The sequence below is a fragment of the Hymenobacter cheonanensis genome, assembly GCF_030581075.1.
In the GTDB taxonomy this organism is placed as follows: Bacteria; Bacteroidota; Bacteroidia; order Cytophagales; family Hymenobacteraceae; genus Hymenobacter.
In genome coordinates this window covers 1-17,922 of record NZ_JAUQSW010000001.1, presented here as the reverse complement: position 1 = coordinate 17,922, position 17,922 = coordinate 1, and the positions used below count along the sequence as shown (strand labels likewise).

The following is a 17,922-nucleotide window of genomic DNA, read 5'->3' as shown; positions in this document are numbered from 1 at the left end:
TGCCTCTACGCAAACCCGCCCCCGATGGCCGAAGCTGCGGCCCTGGCCGCCCGCCGCTGCCGCCAGCGCCGCCACCGGCTCGCCGCAAATACCAGTAGTACCACCACCAGCCCCGCCGCCACCAGCGGCAGCAGCAGCGCCACGAGCGTGCCCGCGATGGCCAGCACGTTTTCGGGGGTGGCAAACAAGGGGTTGGCTAGCCCACCCGTGGTGGCCGTGGAGCCCGCCCGCAGCAGCGCCGTGCTGCCCTGCACCACACCCGCCGCCCCGCCACCCACCAGGATGCCGAGCGTCCAGCGCAGCGTAGGGTCGAGGTGGGTGAGCGAAGAAGTCATCAACAAAGTGCCCGCCACGAACGAGGCGGGCGTGGTAAGTGTGTCGAGCAGGTGGTCGACAAAGGGCACGTAGTAGCCCACCAGCTCGGCCACGGTGGCAGTGGCCAGTACCAGCAGGGCCGTCCAGGAGACTAGCCACTCGAAGCCCGGCGAGCTGGGTAGCCAGCCCACGCGGTGCGCCACGCTGGCCGCCAGCAGCGGCACAAACACCCGAAAGCCGCTGCTCGCGGCCAGCCCCAGGCCCAGCGCGCCGGCCACGAGGTACTGCATAGTCGATAAGTGGTCCATAGCCAAGGATAGGTAAAATGGTGGCCGTAAGGTAAGCACCCCTAGCCGGCCGGTATCTTTGAAGCACCTATGACCACCGCCACGCCCGAACCCATCGCCGCCCTCGAAGCCCGCATTCGCGAAAAACTGAAGCGCCAGCACTTTATGCACCTCATCGGCGCCGACCTCACCCGCATCGAGCCCGGCCGCATCGAGGCCGAGCTGCCGCTAGGGGTGCAGCACCAGCAGCAGCGCGGCTTTGCCCACGGTGGCCTGGTGGCCACCATGGCCGACCTGGCGGCGGGCTTTGCCGCCACTACGCTCGTGCCCGAAAATTTCGGCGTAGTCACTTCCGACCTGAAAGTGAGCTACCTGAACCCCGGCGTGGGCCAGCGAATCAAAGCCATCGGCTGGGTGTTGAAAGCCGGGCGCCGCCTGCACTTCTGCGAGGCTGAGGTGTGGTGCGACGACGTGCTCATCGCCAAGGCTTCGGCCACAATGGCGGTGATTGAGCCGGTTGTTTAATCAATTTTGCTGGAAATTATGAAACTAGTTTTTACGGTTTTCTGGCTCATGTTTGCAAGTCAAGCTTTCAGCCAAAATATTGTTGGATTTTGGCAGGCTAGTGACACAACTATTAGCTCAAATTACCAGCAGCATTATGTTTTCAGTGCCGACAAAAAATTCACTTATACTCCTAGTGGCTATGATGGATTGCAAAGAGTTTTGAAAATAGGTGGACATTATAAATTGCTAGGCAATACATTATACCTGACACCGGAATACACTACTGAATTGAAAGGTGGTGCTTTGGAGAGAAGTCATATAACAACGCTTAATGACTCTTGGTCAATTGAGGGTGGGCAAGCAAAGACTTATAAAATCGCTAAGCCAATTCGCCAAACTGTTCAATTTAAGCTTGTCAAGCGTAAAAAAGGCTTGTGCATGTTGTTGGATACTTGGCCTTATTACAAGATAAAAGTCTCGGCTAATTAATCTGATGCTAAAAACCCGCTTTCCCTCCGTTCGCGACTATTTCCCCTTCGAGCCGACCGACGACCAAGCCGAATTATTCGTGCAGCTCGATGAGTTTTTGCGCGACCAATTACCGGGCCGCAAGGTATTTGTGCTGCGCGGCTACGCTGGCACCGGCAAAACCACCGTGGTGAGCGCCCTCGTGCAGTGGCTAGGCCGCATGCAGCGCCGCTACGCCCTGATGGCGCCCACCGGCCGCGCCGCTAAGGTGATGAGCGCCTACGCAGGCGTGCCGGCCAGCACCATCCACAAAAAAATATACCGCCAAACCAGCGGCGCGCCCAGCGAGCGCCTCAGCTTCACGCGTCAGCCCAACCGCCAGGAAGAAACGCTGTTCATTGTGGATGAGGCCTCGATGATTTCCGACGAGAAGGCGTTTGGTGAGAGCGGCCTGCTCGACGACCTCATGGGCTTCGTGTTCGAGCGCAGCACCAATCGGCTGCTGCTCATCGGCGATACAGCCCAGCTGCCGCCGGTAGGCCAGCTCCTGAGCCCCGCCCTCGACCCCGAGCTGCTGGCCCACCGCTTCCGCGCCCGGGTCGATGGCGTGGAGCTGCGCCAGGTAATGCGCCAGGCCGAGGCCTCGGGCATCCTGGTGAATGCTACCGAGCTGCGCGAGGAACTGCGGGAAGAAACGCCTAACATTCAGCTGCATACCAAGGGCTTCAAGGATATGTTTAAGATGGGTGGCGACAAGCTGGAGGACGGCCTGCGCTGGGCCTACCGCCACTTTGGGCACGAGAATACGACCATCATCTGCCGCTCCAACCGCAATGCCAACCAGTACAATCAGCTCATCCGGCGCACGCTGTTTGAGGCCGAGGAGGAAATTGAGGCCGGCGACTACATCATGGTGGTGCGCAACAATTATTTCTGGCTGCCCAAGGAGTCGGAAATTGGATTTTTGGCTAACGGCGACTTCTTGGAAATCAAGAAGATAATTCGGCGTGAGGAGCAGTTTGGCTGCCGCTTTGCCCAGGCTAGGGTGCGCCTCGTAGACTACCCCGACGAGCCTGAGCTGGAAGTGAAGCTGCTGCTCGACACGCTGCACACCGAGAGCCCCTCGCTGCCACGCGACCAGAACGAGAAGATGTACCAGGAAATCCTGGCCGACTATGCGCACCTCACTAAGAAGGCCGAGCGCAACGCCGAAATGCGCAAAGACCCGTATCTCAACGCCTTGCAAATAAAATTTGCTTACGCCCTCACCTGCCACAAGGCGCAGGGCGGCCAGTGGCAGGCCGTATTTGTCGACCACGGCTTCCTGAAGCCCGACGAGCCGGTGGGCGGCGAGTTTGCGCGCTGGCTCTACACGGCCATCACGCGGGCGTCGGAGCGGCTGTTTCTGCTCAATTTTCAGCAGCGCCTCATCGCGCCCAGCGAAGTGGTAGAGGAGTAGCCCCGGCTTTTTTTGCGGCGGGCGGAATTCAATTGCCTGAATCTGAGTTTGCCCGCACGTACTGGCTTCCCACGGCATGCTAGCGCCAGCCCTAATTTGGCCGCAGATTTGCCTAGCCGGACTTACCGCGTAAATTTGTTTTTCTCCCCACAACCCAATTCTACTTCTGTCATGACGAAGATGCTGCTGCTGGCCCTGGGCCTCACGTTTGCGGGCACCACTGCCCACGCCCAGGCCATGAAGCCTGCCAAAGCCACTGCCAAGCCGGCCGGCCCCCAGATTGAGTTCTCGGAAGTGAAGTACGATTTCGGCTCCATCAAGCAGGGCGATATCGTGGACCACGTATTCAAATTCAAAAACACCGGCACCCAGCCGCTCGTGATTTCCAACATCGGCGTAAGCTGCGGCTGCACCACCCCCAGCTGGACTAAGGAGCCCGTGCAGCCCGGCAAAACCGGCACCATTTCGGCCAAATTCAACTCGGCTGGCAAAATGGGCATGCAAACCAAAGTGCTGACCATTGACTCGAACTCGGTCGGCGGTAGCACCACCGTTTCGCTGGTAGGCGAGGTAAAAGAGTCGGCTACGGCTTCGAAGTAATCGCCTTATTCCTACTGAAAAAGGGGCTAGCCATTGTGGCTAGCCCCTTTTTTTGGCCATTTATCAGCCAGTTATTACAGCTTGCTCACGGCTAGCAGCAGGCGCAGCCAGCCCGCAATCAGCAACAAGCCGCCGAGCGGGGCCACCGCCCCAAACTTGGTGATGCCCGTGAAGCAGATGGCGTAGAGCGAGCCGCTGAAAATAAGAATGCCCCCTAGCCACAGCGCGGCCGTGGTATCGAGCGGGCTGCGCAACTCGGGCCGGGCTACGGCCAAAATGCCCACTGCCAGCAGCGCCAGCGTGTGGTAAAACTGGTAGCGCACCGCGGTTTCGAAGGTTTCGAAGCGGCCGCTAGCCTCTAACATAGGCCGCAGGCCGTGCGCGCCAAAAGCACCGATGCCCACGGTGAGGGCGCCAAGCAGAGCCGCGAGTTGAAGAATAAGACGGGGAGACATGCAGCAGAGAATTTAGTATAGACTGACCACAAAGAACGGCATGCTAAGCCCAGCGCAGCAGCTCACGCATATCGTTGGGGTAGTGCCCTAGCGGTGCGAGCGAGATACTTCGCTATGCTCAGTATGACGTTCTTGCAGTTTTAAAATCAGCTAATCAAACTCTTGCCTTACGCCCGGGGCGGCAGGTCGTCGGCCGAGAAATGAAACGGCAGCAGGTCGGCCAGGCGCTCGAAGCGCAGCACCGTGCCGCTAGTGCTGGGCAGCAGCAGCCAAATGGGCTGGCCCTGGCGCACCTCATACTCCAGCATAACCTGGCGGCAGGCGCCGCAAGGTAGGGCAGGGCCAAACTCGCCCTCGGCGGGCCGGCCGGCCACCGCCATGCCCACGATAAGCGGCGGCGGGCTGGGCCGGTTGCCCGCCAGCCCAAACAGCGCGGTGCGCTCGGCGCAGAGGCCCGAGGGATAGGCGGCGTTTTCCTGGTTGGTGCCCTGCACGAGGCTGCCATCGGCTAGCAGCAGCGCGGCCCCCACATGAAAATGCGAGTACGGCGCGTAGGAGTGGGCAGTGGCGGCGCGGGCGGCCTCCCATACCTGGCGCTCGGCGGGCGCGAGCTGGTCGGGGGTGGCAAACTCGTGGTAGTGCAGCGCAAGCTGGCGGCGGGTAAGGGTAGAGTCGATGGAAGAGGCAGCCATTGCGGCGGGAATAAAAACGGGGCGGCGAAGATACGGTTTTTGGGGCTTGGTGCGTAGGGCATGGTGCGCAGTGCTAAGTTTGCTTTTCTCCCTATGAAACTCTTCGGCCCACTTTGACCTTGCCCCAGCCCCCTAGCAGCCCTGCCCAGGCACCCCGCCCCGAGTACTCCGGCCCGAAAACCACTCGCTTGCTGCTGCTTGGCGCCGGCCGCTCGGCCTCGGTGCTTGTGCAGTACTTGCTGCGCCACGCCCCGGCCGAGCACTGGTTTCTGACCGTGGCCGATGCCCTGCCGGCCCACCTGGCGCCGGTGCTGGCGGCGCACTCGCAGTATGCCCGCGCCGTGCCCTTCGAGGCCCAGGATGCGGCCCGGCTCGACTTGCTGGTGTCCGAGGCCGATGTGGTTATCTCGATGCTGCCCGCCGCTTTTCACCCCATTGTGGCCAAGGCTTGCCTGGCGCATGGGCGGCACCTGGCCACGGCCAGCTACGTGAGCGCCGAGGTGCAGGCCCTGCACGCCGCGGCCGAAGCGGCCGGCCTGGTTTTCCTTATGGAGTGCGGGCTGGACCCCGGCCTCGACCATATGTCGGCGATGCGGGCCATCGAGCAGATTCGGGGGCAGGGCGGGCGCCTCACGGCCTTCACCTCGTACTGCGGCGGGCTGCTCGACCCCGCTTCGGAGGGCGATAACCCCTGGCGCTACAAGTTTACCTGGAACCCGCGCAACGTGGTGCTGGCCGGCCAAAGCACCGCTAAGTACCTGCAAGATGGCCACTTGCGCATTATTCCGTATCAGCAGCTTTTTGCCCGCACCGAGGAAGTGCACGTGCCCGGCCACGGTACGTTTGAGGGCTACGCCAACCGCGACTCGCTCAACTACCGCGCGCCGTATGGCCTCGATGCCATTCCGAGCATCCTGCGCGGCACGCTGCGGCGGCCGGGCTACTGCGCCGCCTGGCACGCGCTGGTGCGCCTCGGCCTCACCGACGACAGCGTGAACCTGGCTAACTCGGCCGCCCTCACCTGGCACGACCTGGTGGCCGGCTACCTGCCCCAGTGGCCGCAGCCCGGCTGGTCGCTCTCGGCCCTCACTGCCAAGTATTTGGGCCTGGCCCACAACAGCCCCGAAATGCAGCGACTGGTGTGGCTGGGCATTTTTGAGAAAGCGCCCGTGGGCCGCGCTAATGCTACGCCCGCCCAGCTGCTGGAGCATTTGCTGGCCGAAAAATGGCAGCTTCAGCCCCACGACCGCGACATGATAGTGATGCAGCATCGCTTTGACTACGAGCGCGATGAGCAGACGTATAGCTTGACTTCCTCGCTGGTAGTGCTCGGCGATGATGCCACCCACACGGCCATGGCCAAAACCGTGGGCCTGCCGCTGGGCATGGCCGTGCGGCGCCTGGTGCGCGGCGAGGTAGCGGGCCGGGGCGTTGTCATTCCGACCACGGCCGACCTCTACGCGCCCATTCTGCAAGAGCTGGCGGCCGACTACAGCATCGCATTCACGGAAGAAGAAACGCATACCGGGCCCTTTTTTGCCTGACCTATGGCCCTCGCCTTCCCGAGCCAAGCAGCCCCGTTGGGGGCCTACTTGCGGCTGCGGCTGCGGCTGCTGGGCCGGCTGCTGCACGAAATAGGCTGGCTACGGCTGGGGCTGATGGGGCCGCTGCTAGCCCTTGGGCTGCTGCAAGCAGGGGATAGCCTGGCCAAGCAACCCTGGGGCTTGTGGCTGGTGCCGCCGCTGGTGGCCTGGCTGCTGCTCGCCGCCCATCGCCAGCGGGCCGACCTGCTGTTTCTGGCCAGCATGGCGCCGAGGTTTCGGCCGTGGCTGGCGGCCGAGTATGCGCTGCTGGCGCTGCCAATGGCCGGGGCGCTGCTCGCCGGGCGGGCCGTGGGGCCGGCGGCCCTCACCCTGGGGCTAGCCCCGCTGGCGGCCTGGGCGCCGCCGGCCCGGGCGGGCCACGCCACGCGGCACCGCTGGCGCAGCCCTTTCCGGAGCGAAGCTTTTGAGTGGGTAAGCGGGATGCGGGCCACGAGCGGCTTGCTTTTGTGGCCGCTGCTGGTGGGGCTGGCGGCCTGGCAGCGGGCCTCACCGCTGGCCCCGGTGGTGGGGCTGGTAGGGTGGCTGCTGGTGGTGCTGGCCTGCTACGGCGTGCCCGAGCCCCTGCCGATGCTGGCCCTGGCGGCTTGCTCGCCCCGGCAGTTTTTGCGGCGGCGGCTGGGATTGGGGCTGGGCTACGCGGCGGGCACGGCGCTGCCTTTTTGGGTGCTGCTGGGCCTGGGGCCGGCCGGCTGGGGCGCGGCGCTGGCCGTTGCGCTGTTCTGGCTAGCCCTGCTGAGCATGGTTATCCTCACCAAATATGCGTTTTACCCCAATGCCAGCCACATCCGCACCACGCAGGGGCTGGTGCTGGCCGTGGGCCTGCTGGGCGCCTGGCACCCGGCCTACCCGCCGCTGATGCTGGTGAGCGCGGGCGGGCTGGTGTGGCAAAGCCGGCGCCGGCTACGCGCCGTGCTGGCGACTAACCCTGAGGAAAAATAAGCGCGTGCGCCGCATCATCATGCTTGAAGTAAACGACCTGCACAAAGCCTACGGCCACCACCACGTGCTGCGCGGCGTGAGCCTGGCCGTGCAGCCCGGCACCATCCACGGCCTGATAGGCGCCAACGGCGCGGGCAAAACCACGCTCCTCAACTGCCTCTACGGGCTGGAAAGCGACTTTAGCGGCACGGTACGCGACACGGGTTCGGGCCGCCTGGTGCGCGAAACTACCGGCCTGGTACCCTACGAGCCGTATTTCTACCCGCGCATTACGGGGCGCGAGTATGTGGAATTCTGCCTGCAAGCCCGCCAGCGGCCGGTGCCCGACCTGCGCGGCTGGAACGAGGTGCTGGAGCTGCCCCTCGACCAATACGCCACCGAGTACTCGGCCGGCATGAAGAAAAAGCTGGCCCTGCTGGCGGCGCTGGTGCAGGATTTTGCCTACCTCATTCTTGATGAGCCTTTTAATGGCCTCGACCTCGAAGCTAATATGTTGCTCAAAGAGTTGCTGAAGCGGCTGCGCCACCGGGGCACGGGCATCCTGCTCACCTCGCACATCCTGGGCACGCTCACCGAGGTGGCCGACGAGGCTACGGTGCTTGTGGGGGGGCTGGTGCAGCACCGCTACCAGGCCGCCGAGTTTGGTACCCTCGAAGCCGACCTGCTAGCCGCCCTGCACGGCGAAAAGCTGGGGCAGCTACACAAGCTTTTATAGCGTAGATAGAGCGCAGACGGAGTAGGCGTGCGCACGATGCCCACACTGGCAAATGTGCCACGCCTGGGCGCGCAGCGCCCGCGCTACAGGGCCAGGTAAAACCCAGCCAGCAGCGCCCGAAACTCGGCCGAATAAGCGCCGGTCGCATCCTGAATACAAAGGCTGGCCTCGCGCAGCGGCGCCGGGCTAGCCGCCCCAAACTGCCAGATGCCGCGCGTAACGCGCCCGCCCGGCCGGTGCCGCACCGCCAGCCGCCCCTGCACAGCCAGCCCTTCTTGCTGCGCCACCTGCGCAAACTGCTGCATCTCGGGCGGCGGCAGCAGCACCGTGAGCGTGCCGCCCGGCGCCAGGTGCGCCGCCGCAAAGCCCGCCAGCTCGCCAAACGTGAGCGAGCCCGCGCCTTCGTGGCGCGCCGTGGCCCTAGCGGCATCGGGCGAAGCCAGGCTGCGCCGGAAAAACGGCGGATTACAGATAATGTGGCTGAACAAGCCCGGCTGGCTGGCGGCATAGGCCGCCAGGCTCAGTGGGTGCACCACAATGCGGCCGGCCCAGGGGCTGGCCGCCACGTTGCGGGCGGCTTGGGCCGCAGTAGCGGCATCTAGCTCGATGGCTTCAATCTGGGCACCCGGCGCCCGCTGGGCCGCCATGAGGGCTAGCAGGCCGGTGCCGGTGCCAATATCCAGCACGCGGGTGGCGCCGGTGAGGTCGGCGGCGGCACCCAGCAGGCAGGCATCAGTGCTTACTTTTTGGGCGCAGTCGCTTTGGGCTATGCGAAACTGCTGGAATTGGAAGTAGTCGTTGGGCAACGGTAAGGAAATTATTAAAGCTGCTTAAGAAGCAGGCGCAAAGCTGCTGCACTCCCCAGCGAGTAGGCTAGGCCGACCTGAGTTTAATCGGAATCCATATTTCTTCTTCCGAGGCCGGGTCTTCGTTGCTATATTTTTCTCCTAATACTTCAAAGTGGGGCCGGCCGTCGAGTGCATAGCAAGAAGCAGGAAGCCATTCCTGCAGAATGTAGCTGAATACCGTGTCACCCGCATTTGCGGGGCCCTGGTACAGAAAAACGGCATATAGCCCGCCCGGCAGCGTTAGAATTTCTAAGTCGGGCGGTATGGCGACGGGTTGCGTCATTTCCACGGCCGCCCATTTTTCGAACAGTACTTCGGGCCGAAAGGGATTGAAATAACCCGGCCCATACACCTGCACAGAGTAGTACTTCGTGCTGCCTGAAAACGGCTGCGCCTGCTGCCGCTGCCGGAAGCTCCGCCACAGGGCCGCCGTCGTATTAGTTAGCAAGGACATGCGTTGATGCTGGCCAATCAGTTTTTTCTCTGGCAATAATTTTATGGTGGGCTGCATAATACTTGCTGGTTTGCGCTACTACTCCAGCGCCTCATACCCCTCATCCACCAGCAGGCCCTTGCCCAGGGCGCTTTGCACGGCTAGCACGTCGCAGCGCTCGTTTTCGGGGTGGCCGGCGTGGCCTTTTATCCATTTGAAGGAAACTTTGCGCTGCTCGTAGATGCGCAGGAAACGGCGCCAGAGGTCCTCGTTGGCCTTCTTGCCGAAGTCGGGCTTTTTGACCCAGCCAAAAACCCAGCGCTTTTCCACGGCATCGACCACGTATTTGGAATCGGACACGACGAGGATGGGGATTTCGGGGCGCGTGACGGCCTCCAGGCCCACAATCACGGCTAGCAGCTCCATGCGGTTGTTGGTGGTGCGGCGGAAGCCCTGGCTCAGCTCCTTTTCGTGGGGGCCGTAGCGCAGGATGGTGCCATAGCCGCCCGGGCCAGGGTTGCCGCGCGAGGAGCCGTCGGTGAAGAGGGTAATCAAAGGAGAGATAGTAGATAACGCAGCCTGGCGCGGGGGACCTCACCCCCGGCCCCTCTCCTTGGGGAGAGGGGAGCCTGACGTCTGTTTAATGATTGCTTGCGTTCGCTCGCGGTCGGCTCCCCTCTCTCCAAGGAGAGGGGCCGGGGGTGAGGTCCCCGCGTGAGGTTGATGGCTAGCGCGCTACTTCCTCATTTCTAATCTTTTCAAAAAACTGCACCAGCGCCTCAAAGGCGGCATCGGGCACGGCCGGGAAGTTGGCAATGCGCAGGCTCGTGGCTTTGTAGTCGCCGTAGCCCGAGCCCAGTTGCAGGCCCGCCTCGTCGCGGGCGCGGCGCTTCACCTCCTCAATAAGGGCCGCCGGGCCTTGCAGGCCGATAACGGTGGTAGAGCGGGCATCCACGTTCTCGATGAGGGGGCGCAGGCCTAGTGGCTGCACCTGCTCGAAGTAATCGTAGAGCTTCTGGGCGCGCTCGTTGAGGTGCGGGGCGATGGTTTTGATGCCATCGCGGGCTTGCAGCACCCGGCTCAGCAGGTAGATGCCCAGCACGTTGGGGGTGTGCGTGGTCTGGTAGTTGAGCATCTGCTTCACCATCGCGTTCAGGCTGTTGTAGTGGGCATTGTCGCCTACCTCGCGGGCGCGGGCCACGGCCCGGGGCGAGAGCACCATGATGCCCAGGCCGGCCGGCAGGCCCAGGCACTTCTGCACCGAGCCGTACCACACGTCGGCCTTGATGAACTTGAGGGCTAGCCCGCCCAGGCTCGATGTAGCATCGACGGCCAGCAGTGCCGGCCCCAGGCGGTTGAAAGTGTTGAGAATGAAGTTATCGCGCAGCTGGGTAGCGGTGCTGGTTTCATTCTGGGTGAGGCACACGAGGTCGGTCTCCTCGGGGTTGAAGGGCAGCGTGGCCGGGTCGGGCACGTCGTTGATGTCGAACTTGAGGCCCGTGGAGTGGGGCCGCAGGGCGCGGGCGTAGTCAAACCACTTCTGCCCAAACGAGCCGTTGTAGAGGTGAAACGAGCGGCGGGGCGTCAGACTCTGGGTCAGGATTTCCCAGCACTCGGTGGCCGACGAGGTGAACAGAATGGTATAGTCTTGCGGGATATTGAGCTTGAGGCGGGCCTGGTCGAGGCAGTGGCGCACGAGCGTAATGAAGCGCTCGGAGCGGTGCGGCGCCGACAGCCAGCCTTCCTCAAAAGCGTCGGCCAGGTACTGGCGCACTTCGGGGTACACGGCCGCCGGGCCGGGGTTGAAGGTATAAGTCGGGAGGGTTGCCATGCGGCAAAGGTAGGGGCGGGGCCGGCCCAAAAAGCCCCGCCCCGCGCCTTATTGCACTACGAGGCGGGTGCGGGCGCGGCCCGCGCCGCCATCCCACTCCAGCAGGTACAGGCCGGCCGGCACCCCGGCCAGCGGCAGTTCGAAAGCCGCCTGCCCGGCCGGGCCCGCCAGACTAGCCACGCAGCGGCCGGTGGCAGCGAGCAGCCGCACCTGGGCCGGGGCGCCGGGTGCCAGCGGGCCGCTCAGGTGCACGGTGCCGGTGGCGGGGTTGGGGTAGGCAGCTAGCCCGGTGGCCGCCGCCGCCACGCTCACCACCGGCGAAAAGGCTTCGCGGCCGTCCAGGTCGAGTTGGCGCAGGCGGTAGTAGCGGGTGCCGGCCAGCGGGCGGGCATCGCGGGCCTGGTACTGGTGCGGGGTGGCGCTGCTGCCGGCCGCCGCCACGCGCGCCACGGCCCGCCAGGCGCCCGCCAGCGCGGCCTCGTCCTGGCTCTCGACCACGAAGGCCGCGCTGTTGCCCTCCGAGGCAGTGGCCCAGCTGAGCAGGGTGCCCTGGCTAGGCTGGTAGCTGGCCCCGAAGGCCGTGAGCTGCACCGGCAGCGTGCACGCCGCCGCCGCAAACGCCGCGTAGTTGCAGCGCTCCAGGGCCGTGGCGCCGGTGCTGTAATCGCGCACGTTCTGGCCGGCCGCGATGTCCGTGCTGCTGTCAAGAGCGCGGCGCGTCTGGCCATTGCCGATGTTATAGTTCATCACCCCGGTGCCCGAAATAATGTGCGTGAGCTGCGCACCGTGGCCCTGCTCGTGCAGCGCCACACTCTCAAAATCGTATTGCTGGCCGGTGGGCGCGCCGGTGGTGTAGTTCCAAGTGTAGGCAGGTGTATTGCCATTGGCCGGAATGGGCACCGGCGTGTAGGCGTAGTCCGTTTCGATGGCCTGCCAGTTGACGGGGCCGTTATTGACCGAGCAGCCGTAGTAGTACGAGTAGGTGACCCCGAGCACCCCTGCGGGCAGCGTGGCGTCGAAGCGCACCACGTTCACGCCGTCCTGCTTGGTGGCGTCGGCCGGGGCTGCCGTGGCGCTGATGCTGCGGCTGATGCCCACCGGGCAGCGCCAGCTTTGCAGGGCCCGCTCGAAGGGCGCCTTGGCCTCGGCAGGGAAGCTAGCGGCGTATTGCAGCGTGTAGCCGCCGCTGGCATCGGGGCTGATGAGGTGCACCCGGTAGTTCTGGCCACTCGAATTGGTATTGATGAGCGCGTAGGTCACGGTGAGGGCGCTGGCGCTCGTGGCCAGCGCACCGCTGTTATCGGCCACCTGAAACGTGCCGGTGCCCGCCGGGTGGCCCGCGGCGCTGCGCGAGGGCACCCGCACCTGAATCTGGGTATCGCTCCAGTTGATATAATCGCTGGCCAGGGGCTGGGTGAAAGTCGCGCCGCCGTCATCGGCATTGCGAAACTGCACGTAGCCCGCGCCCTGCGTAGCGCCAAAGCCCGCCCCCGTTATGGTGAGCACGCCGGCCGCGCTGCTGGTAGTGGTGGTGGTAGTGCCCGCCGTTACGCTGGCGGGCGAAAAGCTGTCGATGGTAGGCGCCGTGGTGGCCAGCGGGCCGGCCGCCGTGCGCAGGCGGCGGCGCTGGGTGGCGGCGGCCAGGCGGGTATTAGCCGCCACTTCGCGGTAGGGCAGGCTGGCCCCCACGGCCGCGTACAGCGCCGGCCCAATGCTGGCGTAGCGCCCAAACGGCTCGTGGGCCGCGAGGTCGGCCAGGTCGTACTCGATAAAGCCCTGCGGGCCGGCGTAGGCGCGCAATTCGCCCGGCTGGCCAGGGTCAGCTTCCAGAAAGAAGATGCCCTGCTGGCCCGCCGCCAGGGCGAGCGCGCCGCTCACTTCTTCGCGCCGCAGCCCCAGCGTGCCCCCCGCAGTAAGCACTTGCAGCGGCCCGGCCGGCAGCTGGCCCCGGAATACCTTGTAGACTTCCAGCGTGTTGCGCGTCGCGATATGCCCGCCCAGGTCGGCCGCTTGCTGGCTGGCCACGCGGGCCTCTACTACCAGGGCCGCCTGCTGGGCGCGCTGGGCCAGCGGCACGGGTGCTAGCAAACAGCCCTGGGCACGCCCCACTTGCGGAGCCGCCGCGTACAATAAAAAGGAAAGCGCCGGCCCGGCGCAACGAAATAAACGGGGCATTGGTAACTTTTGCAGAATGGGTTATTCTGTCAAAAATACCAACAATGAGGCCCATTATAACGAATTATTGGGGGTAGAATGCAATATTATCCTGCCTCAGTACCCGCGCGCCGCGTAGCCGCTCGTGCCCCGGCGCTTAGCGCCGCCCAAAACCCACCGGCCGGGGCCGCTGGCCCAGCAGGTAGTGCAGGGCCAGCCGGTAGCTTTCGAGCCCAAAGCCCGCGATGCTGCCCACGCAATGCTTGCCGATGTAGCTGGTGTGCCGAAACTCTTCGCGGCCCGCCAGGTTGCTCAGGTGCACTTCAATTACGGGCAGGCCCGCGCCGGCCACGGCGGCCACGGCATCGCCCAGCGCCACGCTGGTGTGCGTGAAGCCGCCTGCATTGAGCACCACGCCCTGGCTAGCCCCTTCCGAGCCCACCTCGCCCCAGCCGGCGGCAGCGTGCAGGCGGTCGAGCAGCGCGCCCTCGTGGTTGCTCTGAAAGGCAGTGAGCGTGAGGTCAGGAAAGGCCTCCTGCAGCTCGGGCAAAAAGTCGTCGAACGAGCGCGTGCCGTAGATGTGCGGCTCGCGGCGCCCTAGCAGATTAAGATTAGGGCCGTTGAGAATGAGAATGTTCACGAGAAAATTATGAATTATAAATTATGAATTATGAATTGGAGCGATTATTCTTCGTGGTGAGCAGAATACTGGCCAGCAGCCTAATACGCTCCAAGCTGTGGTCATGAATAGAGTCGAATGCTTGGGTTGGTATAAAATCATTATCGTGCAGCAGGCGCAGCCAATAAGACGTTTCGCGGGCCTCTTTGGCCGCAATGTTCATCTTGTGTACAAAATCGGCCGTGGAGCTGGCAGCTAAGGCCTCTTCTACATTTGCCCCAATAGAAGTGCCGCTACGCAATAGCTGTTTAGAAAGCACAAACTCGCGCTGTTCACTCACTAGATATTTGTATGACTTCACGATACGAGAGGCGAAAGCATATGATTTCTGTTGGATAACGTTTTCTCTCATACTGCAAATAACCCCAATTCATAATTCATAATTTATAATTCATAATTCATAATTTAAAAAAAATGACCTGGCCGCAAGCTATTAAACAATTCGACGGCTACCTGCGCCTGGAAAAGTCGCTCTCGCCCAACTCGGTGGAGGCCTACCGGCGCGATGTGCGCAAGCTGCACCAGTGGCTGGAGCTGGAAAAGCTCAAGGCCGGGCCGCTGCAAGTAACCACGCGGCTGCTGCGCGATTTTCTGGCCACCCTCACCGAGCTAGGGCTCTCGAGCACGTCGCAGGCACGCACGCTGTCGGGCATCAAGGCCTTCTACGAGTTTCTCATCATGGAGGACCTGCTCAAAATCGACCCCACCGATACGCTGGAGTCGCCCAAGGCCGGCCGCCACCTGCCCGACACGCTTTCCTATCCTGACATCGAAAACCTGCTGGCCGCTATCGACCTGAGCACCAGTGAGGGCCTGCGCAGCCGGGCGGTGCTGGAAGTGCTGTACTCGTCGGGCCTGCGCGTGAGCGAGCTGTGCGATTTGAAACTCTCGAACCTGTACGTTGAGCAGGGCTTTATGCGGGTGCTGGGCAAGGGCAACAAGGAGCGGCTGGTGCCCATCGGGCGCGAGGCCGTGAAGCACCTGCACTTTTACCTGGGCGGCGTGCGCCAGCACCTCACCGTGCAGCCGGGCGCCGAAGATGTGGTGTTTCTGAGCATGCGGGGCCGGCAGCTGTCGCGCATCACGGTGTTCACCACCATCAAGAAGCTGGCCGAGCTGGCGGGGCTGCGCCAAACTATCAGCCCGCACACGCTGCGGCACTCCTTTGCCACGCACCTGCTGGAGGGCGGCGCCGACCTGCGCGCCGTGCAGGAAATGCTGGGCCACGTCAGCATCACGACCACCGAAATCTACACCCACCTCGACCGCGACTACCTGCGCCAGGTCATTACCGAGTTTCACCCGCGCAGCTAGGGGTGGCGACGGGTATTTTTAACGCGTTTGTCATTGCGAGCGCAGCGAAGTGGAGCGCGGCAATCCTTCCTTTGTCGTTCGCAACGGTTGGCTGACTTACTAAAAAGGAAAGATTGCCGCGCTCCGCTACGTTGCGCTCGCAATGACAAACGCTTTTTCGTCGCCGTCCACCCGCCGGCCGCTTTACCTGGCCCTGCTAGGGCTGTGCTTATTTCTGCTGCCGGTGCTGCTGCTGGGCCGCCACGGCTACGTGCTCATCCACGACAACCTGGACACCGAAATCAGCCTGGTGTACCTGCTCACTAAGCTGCACCTGGCCTTCGCCTACGGCCGCGACGTGGTGGTGCCCGAGGTGATGAACGGCATTCCGCGCAATGCCCTGCGGCCCGGCCTGAGCGCTACGGTACTCGTGTTCAGCGTTTTTCGCAATCAGCCCCTAGTGGCCTACCTCGTGCACCAAGTCTTGGTGCGCGTGCTGGGCCTGCTGGCCATGTACTGGCTGCTGCGGCGCTACGGGCTGGCCCGGCCCGGGCAGCGCGGGCTGGCGGCGGCCGTGGCGCTGGCCTGGGCCACGCTGCCGCTTTACAGCATCTACGGCCTCACGGTGCTGGGGCAGCCGGCGCTGCTGCGCGCGGCCCTCGATTTGCGCCAGGGGCGCAATCGGTGGCTGGCTTGGGCAGTGTGCGCGGCGTTTCCGCTGTGGTCGATTTTTGTGTACGTAGGGCCGTTTATTGCCGTGGTGTGGGGCAGTTTGCTACTGCTCGACCTGGCCCGGTGCGGGCGGGCGGCCTGGGCGGGCACCCTGCGCGGCGCAGCGGGGCTAGCCCTGCTGCTAGCCATGTACGTGGTGGTAGAATGGCCACTGTTTTACTCGCTGCTGGTGGCCCGGCAATTCGTATCGCACCGCGAGGAGTTTGATTTTGTGCGCCTGCTGCCCCACGGGGTGGGGGTGGGGCTGAAGGAGGCGCTGAAGTACTTCTGGCTGGGCCAGTACCACGCCAGCCCGTTTTTTCGGGGCGTGGTGCTGCTGGCGGTGGGCGTGGCGCTGGCCCGGCTAGCCCCGGCCCGGCGGCAGCTGCTGCGCCGCCGCGTAGGCGTGGTGCTGCTGGCGCTGGCGGCGGCGTCGCTGTTCTGCGGCTTTGCGCCGCAGCTGGCCATGCTTTATCAAAAGCAGCTGCCGCTGCTGCACGCCTTCGCGCTCACGCGGTTTCATTTCCTGATGTCGCTGACGTGGTTTGGCCTGCTGGCGCTGGCCCTGCGTGAGCTGCCGGCCACGCCGGCCGGCCGGCGGCTGGCCTACGGGCTAGTGGCGCTGCAACTAGCGGTGGCGCTGCCGCTCAATACCGAGTACGTCAATAACCTGCGCATCCTGGCGGGTATTCCGAAGGCCGATGCCCCCAGCTACGAGGCTTTTGTGGCGCCCAAGCTGTTCAGCCAGGTGAAAGCCTTTATCTTCCGCCAAACCGGCCAGGAGCCTGCCGCCTACCGCGTGGTGAGCCTGGGCCTGCCGCCCGCCGTGGCCCAGCTCAACGATTTTTATACCCTCGACAGCAACCAGAACAGCTACCCGCTGCCCTACAAGCACACGTTTCGGCCTCTGGTGGCCGGCGAGCTAGCCAAAAGCCCGGCCCTGGCTACCTACTACGATGCCTGGGGCAACCGCTGCTACCTGATGGCCGCCGAGCTGGGGCGCAACTACCTCATCGGCAAGCAGCCGCTGCGCACGGTGCAGCACCTGGCCTTCGACGCGGCGGCTTTTCGGGCCCTGGGGGGGCGCTATGTGCTGTCGGCCGTGCGCTTGGCGCACCCCGAAGAAAGCGGCCTGCGCTTGCTAGGGGTCTTCGACGACTCGGGGGCTTATTGGCGGCTGCACCTCTACGAAGCCACGGGCCGCTAGCTAGGCAGCGGCCGGATGGTCGGCGGCGCCAGCCCGGCCGCTGCCTGGCTGGCAGTCGCGCAGCCAGGTGGCGGCATCTTCTACCGTTTGAAATACTTGTATCTCAAATAGATTGCGGAACGGATTGCGTAACAGCACCGACCCCAGGTCGGCCTCGGTGTGAGGCTGCGCCACGTGGGCCACGTAGCGCAGCCCCAGGCGCGCGGCCTGCGGTGCCCACACGCGCTGCAGCCAGCCCACCGAGTCGAACCACGGCCCCTGAATCTGGCTGTTGTCGTTGAGCAAACACGCGATGGGCCCGCTTTGTAGCGGCTCGAGCGCGGCCCGGGCGCCTTGCTCCGCATCGGTGGGCGAAATAAAGCCTTGCCAGGTAGTGCGCAGCCAACGCTCGGCCGGAACATACTCGGTGATGCAATAGGCAGCATTGCTGAAATGACGAACGATGCGGAGAGGTGTAGGCATGCCTGAGTGGAAAAGGAAGAAAAAGTGTGCAAAGGAAGGTACGAAACCCTGGGAGGGAGATAGCGGAGCTTGTTTTAAGGGCCAGCCAGGGTGGCCGGCATGCGGCGGCGCTGGCGTAGATTTGACCTTTCTGTTTGCCCGCGCATGGCCACTAATAATTACCGAAACCCGCCGAGTGGCCCCGCTGCCACCAACCGCCCGGGCCCGCCCGCCGAGAGCGCCGCGCCGCGCCCGGCCCGGGGCAACACGCCGCGCCCGGCGCC

At 64.0% G+C, this 17,922-nt stretch carries 20 protein-coding genes; 9 read left to right on the top strand and 11 right to left on the bottom strand.

Annotation, left to right across the window (positions count from 1 at the left end; all coding sequences use genetic code 11):
• Positions 1 to 5: 5 nt before the first annotated feature.
• The gene (locus Q5H89_RS00100; protein WP_305017243.1) at positions 6 to 623 is read right to left on the bottom strand and encodes a DUF4126 domain-containing protein; all 618 of its coding nucleotides are present in this window, start codon (positions 621 to 623) and stop codon (positions 6 to 8) included.
• 69 nt (positions 624 to 692) lie between these two features.
• Between Q5H89_RS00100 and Q5H89_RS00095 the strand changes: the two genes are divergently transcribed.
• From Q5H89_RS00095 to Q5H89_RS00080, 4 genes are all read left to right on the top strand, one after another.
• A complete protein-coding gene (locus tag Q5H89_RS00095) occupies positions 693 to 1,127 on the top strand; it encodes a PaaI family thioesterase (protein ID WP_305017242.1) in 435 nt (144 codons plus the stop codon).
• A gap of 18 nt (positions 1,128 to 1,145) precedes the next feature.
• On the top strand, positions 1,146 to 1,598 hold the full coding sequence (locus tag Q5H89_RS00090; RefSeq protein WP_305017241.1) for a lipocalin-like domain-containing protein: 453 nt from the start codon (positions 1,146 to 1,148) through the stop codon (positions 1,596 to 1,598).
• 4 nt (positions 1,599 to 1,602) lie between these two features.
• Complete coding sequence (locus Q5H89_RS00085) at positions 1,603 to 3,036, top strand: ATP-dependent DNA helicase (protein WP_305017240.1); 1,434 nt, start codon at positions 1,603 to 1,605, stop codon at positions 3,034 to 3,036.
• 171 nt (positions 3,037 to 3,207) lie between these two features.
• The gene (locus tag Q5H89_RS00080) at positions 3,208 to 3,636 is read left to right on the top strand and encodes a DUF1573 domain-containing protein (protein ID WP_305017239.1); all 429 of its coding nucleotides are present in this window, start codon (positions 3,208 to 3,210) and stop codon (positions 3,634 to 3,636) included.
• Between the two features lie 74 nt (positions 3,637 to 3,710).
• On the opposite strand, the gene Q5H89_RS00075 is transcribed toward Q5H89_RS00080, so the two are convergent.
• The gene (locus Q5H89_RS00075) at positions 3,711 to 4,091 is read right to left on the bottom strand and encodes a DUF423 domain-containing protein (RefSeq protein ID WP_305017238.1); all 381 of its coding nucleotides are present in this window, start codon (positions 4,089 to 4,091) and stop codon (positions 3,711 to 3,713) included.
• Between the two features lie 167 nt (positions 4,092 to 4,258).
• On the bottom strand, positions 4,259 to 4,783 hold the full coding sequence (locus Q5H89_RS00070) for a cytidine deaminase (protein ID WP_305017237.1): 525 nt from the start codon (positions 4,781 to 4,783) through the stop codon (positions 4,259 to 4,261).
• A 119-nt stretch (positions 4,784 to 4,902) separates the two neighbouring features.
• On the opposite strand from Q5H89_RS00070, the gene Q5H89_RS00065 reads away from it, so the two are divergent.
• The 3 genes from Q5H89_RS00065 to Q5H89_RS00055 are packed head-to-tail and all read left to right on the top strand — an operon-like array spanning position 4,903 to position 8,041.
• Positions 4,903 to 6,327 (top strand): saccharopine dehydrogenase C-terminal domain-containing protein, encoded by a 1,425-nt coding sequence (locus Q5H89_RS00065; protein WP_305017236.1) that lies wholly within the window; start codon positions 4,903 to 4,905, stop codon positions 6,325 to 6,327.
• A gap of 3 nt (positions 6,328 to 6,330) precedes the next feature.
• Complete coding sequence (locus Q5H89_RS00060; RefSeq protein WP_305017235.1) at positions 6,331 to 7,326, top strand: hypothetical protein; 996 nt, start codon at positions 6,331 to 6,333, stop codon at positions 7,324 to 7,326.
• Positions 7,327 to 7,345: 19 nt separating this feature from the next.
• A complete protein-coding gene (locus Q5H89_RS00055; RefSeq protein WP_305017234.1) occupies positions 7,346 to 8,041 on the top strand; it encodes an ATP-binding cassette domain-containing protein in 696 nt (231 codons plus the stop codon).
• A gap of 83 nt (positions 8,042 to 8,124) precedes the next feature.
• On the opposite strand, the gene Q5H89_RS00050 is transcribed toward Q5H89_RS00055, so the two are convergent.
• From Q5H89_RS00050 to Q5H89_RS00020, 7 genes are all read right to left on the bottom strand, one after another.
• A complete protein-coding gene (locus Q5H89_RS00050) occupies positions 8,125 to 8,847 on the bottom strand; it encodes a tRNA1(Val) (adenine(37)-N6)-methyltransferase (protein WP_305017233.1) in 723 nt (240 codons plus the stop codon).
• A 67-nt stretch (positions 8,848 to 8,914) separates the two neighbouring features.
• Positions 8,915 to 9,400, bottom strand: coding sequence for a GyrI-like domain-containing protein (locus Q5H89_RS00045; RefSeq protein WP_305017232.1), 486 nt, complete (start codon positions 9,398 to 9,400; stop codon positions 8,915 to 8,917).
• A 21-nt stretch (positions 9,401 to 9,421) separates the two neighbouring features.
• Positions 9,422 to 9,877 (bottom strand): ribonuclease H family protein, encoded by a 456-nt coding sequence (locus Q5H89_RS00040; RefSeq protein WP_305017231.1) that lies wholly within the window; start codon positions 9,875 to 9,877, stop codon positions 9,422 to 9,424.
• A gap of 172 nt (positions 9,878 to 10,049) precedes the next feature.
• A complete protein-coding gene (locus Q5H89_RS00035) occupies positions 10,050 to 11,153 on the bottom strand; it encodes an aminotransferase class V-fold PLP-dependent enzyme (protein ID WP_305017230.1) in 1,104 nt (367 codons plus the stop codon).
• A 48-nt stretch (positions 11,154 to 11,201) separates the two neighbouring features.
• Entirely contained in the window at positions 11,202 to 13,328 is a 2,127-nt protein-coding gene (locus Q5H89_RS00030; RefSeq protein WP_305017229.1) for a hypothetical protein, read from the bottom strand.
• Between the two features lie 136 nt (positions 13,329 to 13,464).
• On the bottom strand, positions 13,465 to 13,947 hold the full coding sequence (locus Q5H89_RS00025) for a type II 3-dehydroquinate dehydratase (RefSeq protein ID WP_305017228.1): 483 nt from the start codon (positions 13,945 to 13,947) through the stop codon (positions 13,465 to 13,467).
• 28 nt (positions 13,948 to 13,975) lie between these two features.
• Positions 13,976 to 14,338 (bottom strand): four helix bundle protein, encoded by a 363-nt coding sequence (locus tag Q5H89_RS00020; RefSeq protein WP_305017227.1) that lies wholly within the window; start codon positions 14,336 to 14,338, stop codon positions 13,976 to 13,978.
• 62 nt (positions 14,339 to 14,400) lie between these two features.
• Here Q5H89_RS00020 and xerD point away from each other — a divergent pair, with 62 nt between their 5' ends.
• Both xerD and Q5H89_RS00010 read left to right on the top strand, forming a co-directional pair.
• Positions 14,401 to 15,300 (top strand): site-specific tyrosine recombinase XerD, encoded by a 900-nt coding sequence (gene xerD, locus Q5H89_RS00015; protein WP_305017226.1) that lies wholly within the window; start codon positions 14,401 to 14,403, stop codon positions 15,298 to 15,300.
• Between the two features lie 142 nt (positions 15,301 to 15,442).
• Positions 15,443 to 17,197: a DUF6044 family protein gene (locus Q5H89_RS00010; RefSeq protein WP_305017225.1), complete on the top strand. Its 1,755-nt coding sequence runs from the start codon at positions 15,443 to 15,445 to the stop codon at positions 17,195 to 17,197.
• On the opposite strand, the gene Q5H89_RS00005 is transcribed toward Q5H89_RS00010, so the two are convergent.
• Positions 17,198 to 17,659 (bottom strand): hypothetical protein, encoded by a 462-nt coding sequence (locus Q5H89_RS00005; protein ID WP_305017224.1) that lies wholly within the window; start codon positions 17,657 to 17,659, stop codon positions 17,198 to 17,200. It abuts the gene before it with no gap.
• Between the last annotated feature and the right edge of the window lie 263 nt (positions 17,660 to 17,922).

Excerpts from the sequence above, each read along its gene's own strand:
- Q5H89_RS00100 (WP_305017243.1), bottom strand. The coding sequence starts at position 623 with ATGGACCACTTATCGACTATGCAGTACCTCGTGGCCGGCGCGCTGGGC.
- Q5H89_RS00095 (WP_305017242.1), top strand. The coding sequence starts at position 693 with ATGACCACCGCCACGCCCGAACCCATCGCCGCCCTCGAAGCCCGCATT.
- Q5H89_RS00090 (WP_305017241.1), top strand. The coding sequence starts at position 1,146 with ATGAAACTAGTTTTTACGGTTTTCTGGCTCATGTTTGCAAGTCAAGCT.
- Q5H89_RS00085 (WP_305017240.1), top strand. The coding sequence starts at position 1,603 with ATGCTAAAAACCCGCTTTCCCTCCGTTCGCGACTATTTCCCCTTCGAG.
- Q5H89_RS00080 (WP_305017239.1), top strand. The coding sequence starts at position 3,208 with ATGACGAAGATGCTGCTGCTGGCCCTGGGCCTCACGTTTGCGGGCACC.
- Q5H89_RS00075 (WP_305017238.1), bottom strand. The coding sequence starts at position 4,091 with ATGTCTCCCCGTCTTATTCTTCAACTCGCGGCTCTGCTTGGCGCCCTC.
- Q5H89_RS00070 (WP_305017237.1), bottom strand. The coding sequence starts at position 4,783 with ATGGCTGCCTCTTCCATCGACTCTACCCTTACCCGCCGCCAGCTTGCG.
- Q5H89_RS00060 (WP_305017235.1), top strand. The coding sequence starts at position 6,331 with ATGGCCCTCGCCTTCCCGAGCCAAGCAGCCCCGTTGGGGGCCTACTTG.
- Q5H89_RS00055 (WP_305017234.1), top strand. The coding sequence starts at position 7,346 with ATGCTTGAAGTAAACGACCTGCACAAAGCCTACGGCCACCACCACGTG.
- Q5H89_RS00045 (WP_305017232.1), bottom strand. The coding sequence starts at position 9,400 with ATGCAGCCCACCATAAAATTATTGCCAGAGAAAAAACTGATTGGCCAG.
- Q5H89_RS00035 (WP_305017230.1), bottom strand. The coding sequence starts at position 11,153 with ATGGCAACCCTCCCGACTTATACCTTCAACCCCGGCCCGGCGGCCGTG.
- Q5H89_RS00030 (WP_305017229.1), bottom strand. The coding sequence starts at position 13,328 with ATGCCCCGTTTATTTCGTTGCGCCGGGCCGGCGCTTTCCTTTTTATTG.
- Q5H89_RS00020 (WP_305017227.1), bottom strand. The coding sequence starts at position 14,338 with ATGAGAGAAAACGTTATCCAACAGAAATCATATGCTTTCGCCTCTCGT.
- xerD (WP_305017226.1), top strand. The coding sequence starts at position 14,401 with ATGACCTGGCCGCAAGCTATTAAACAATTCGACGGCTACCTGCGCCTG.
- Q5H89_RS00010 (WP_305017225.1), top strand. The coding sequence starts at position 15,443 with ATGACAAACGCTTTTTCGTCGCCGTCCACCCGCCGGCCGCTTTACCTG.
- Q5H89_RS00005 (WP_305017224.1), bottom strand. The coding sequence starts at position 17,659 with ATGCCTACACCTCTCCGCATCGTTCGTCATTTCAGCAATGCTGCCTAT.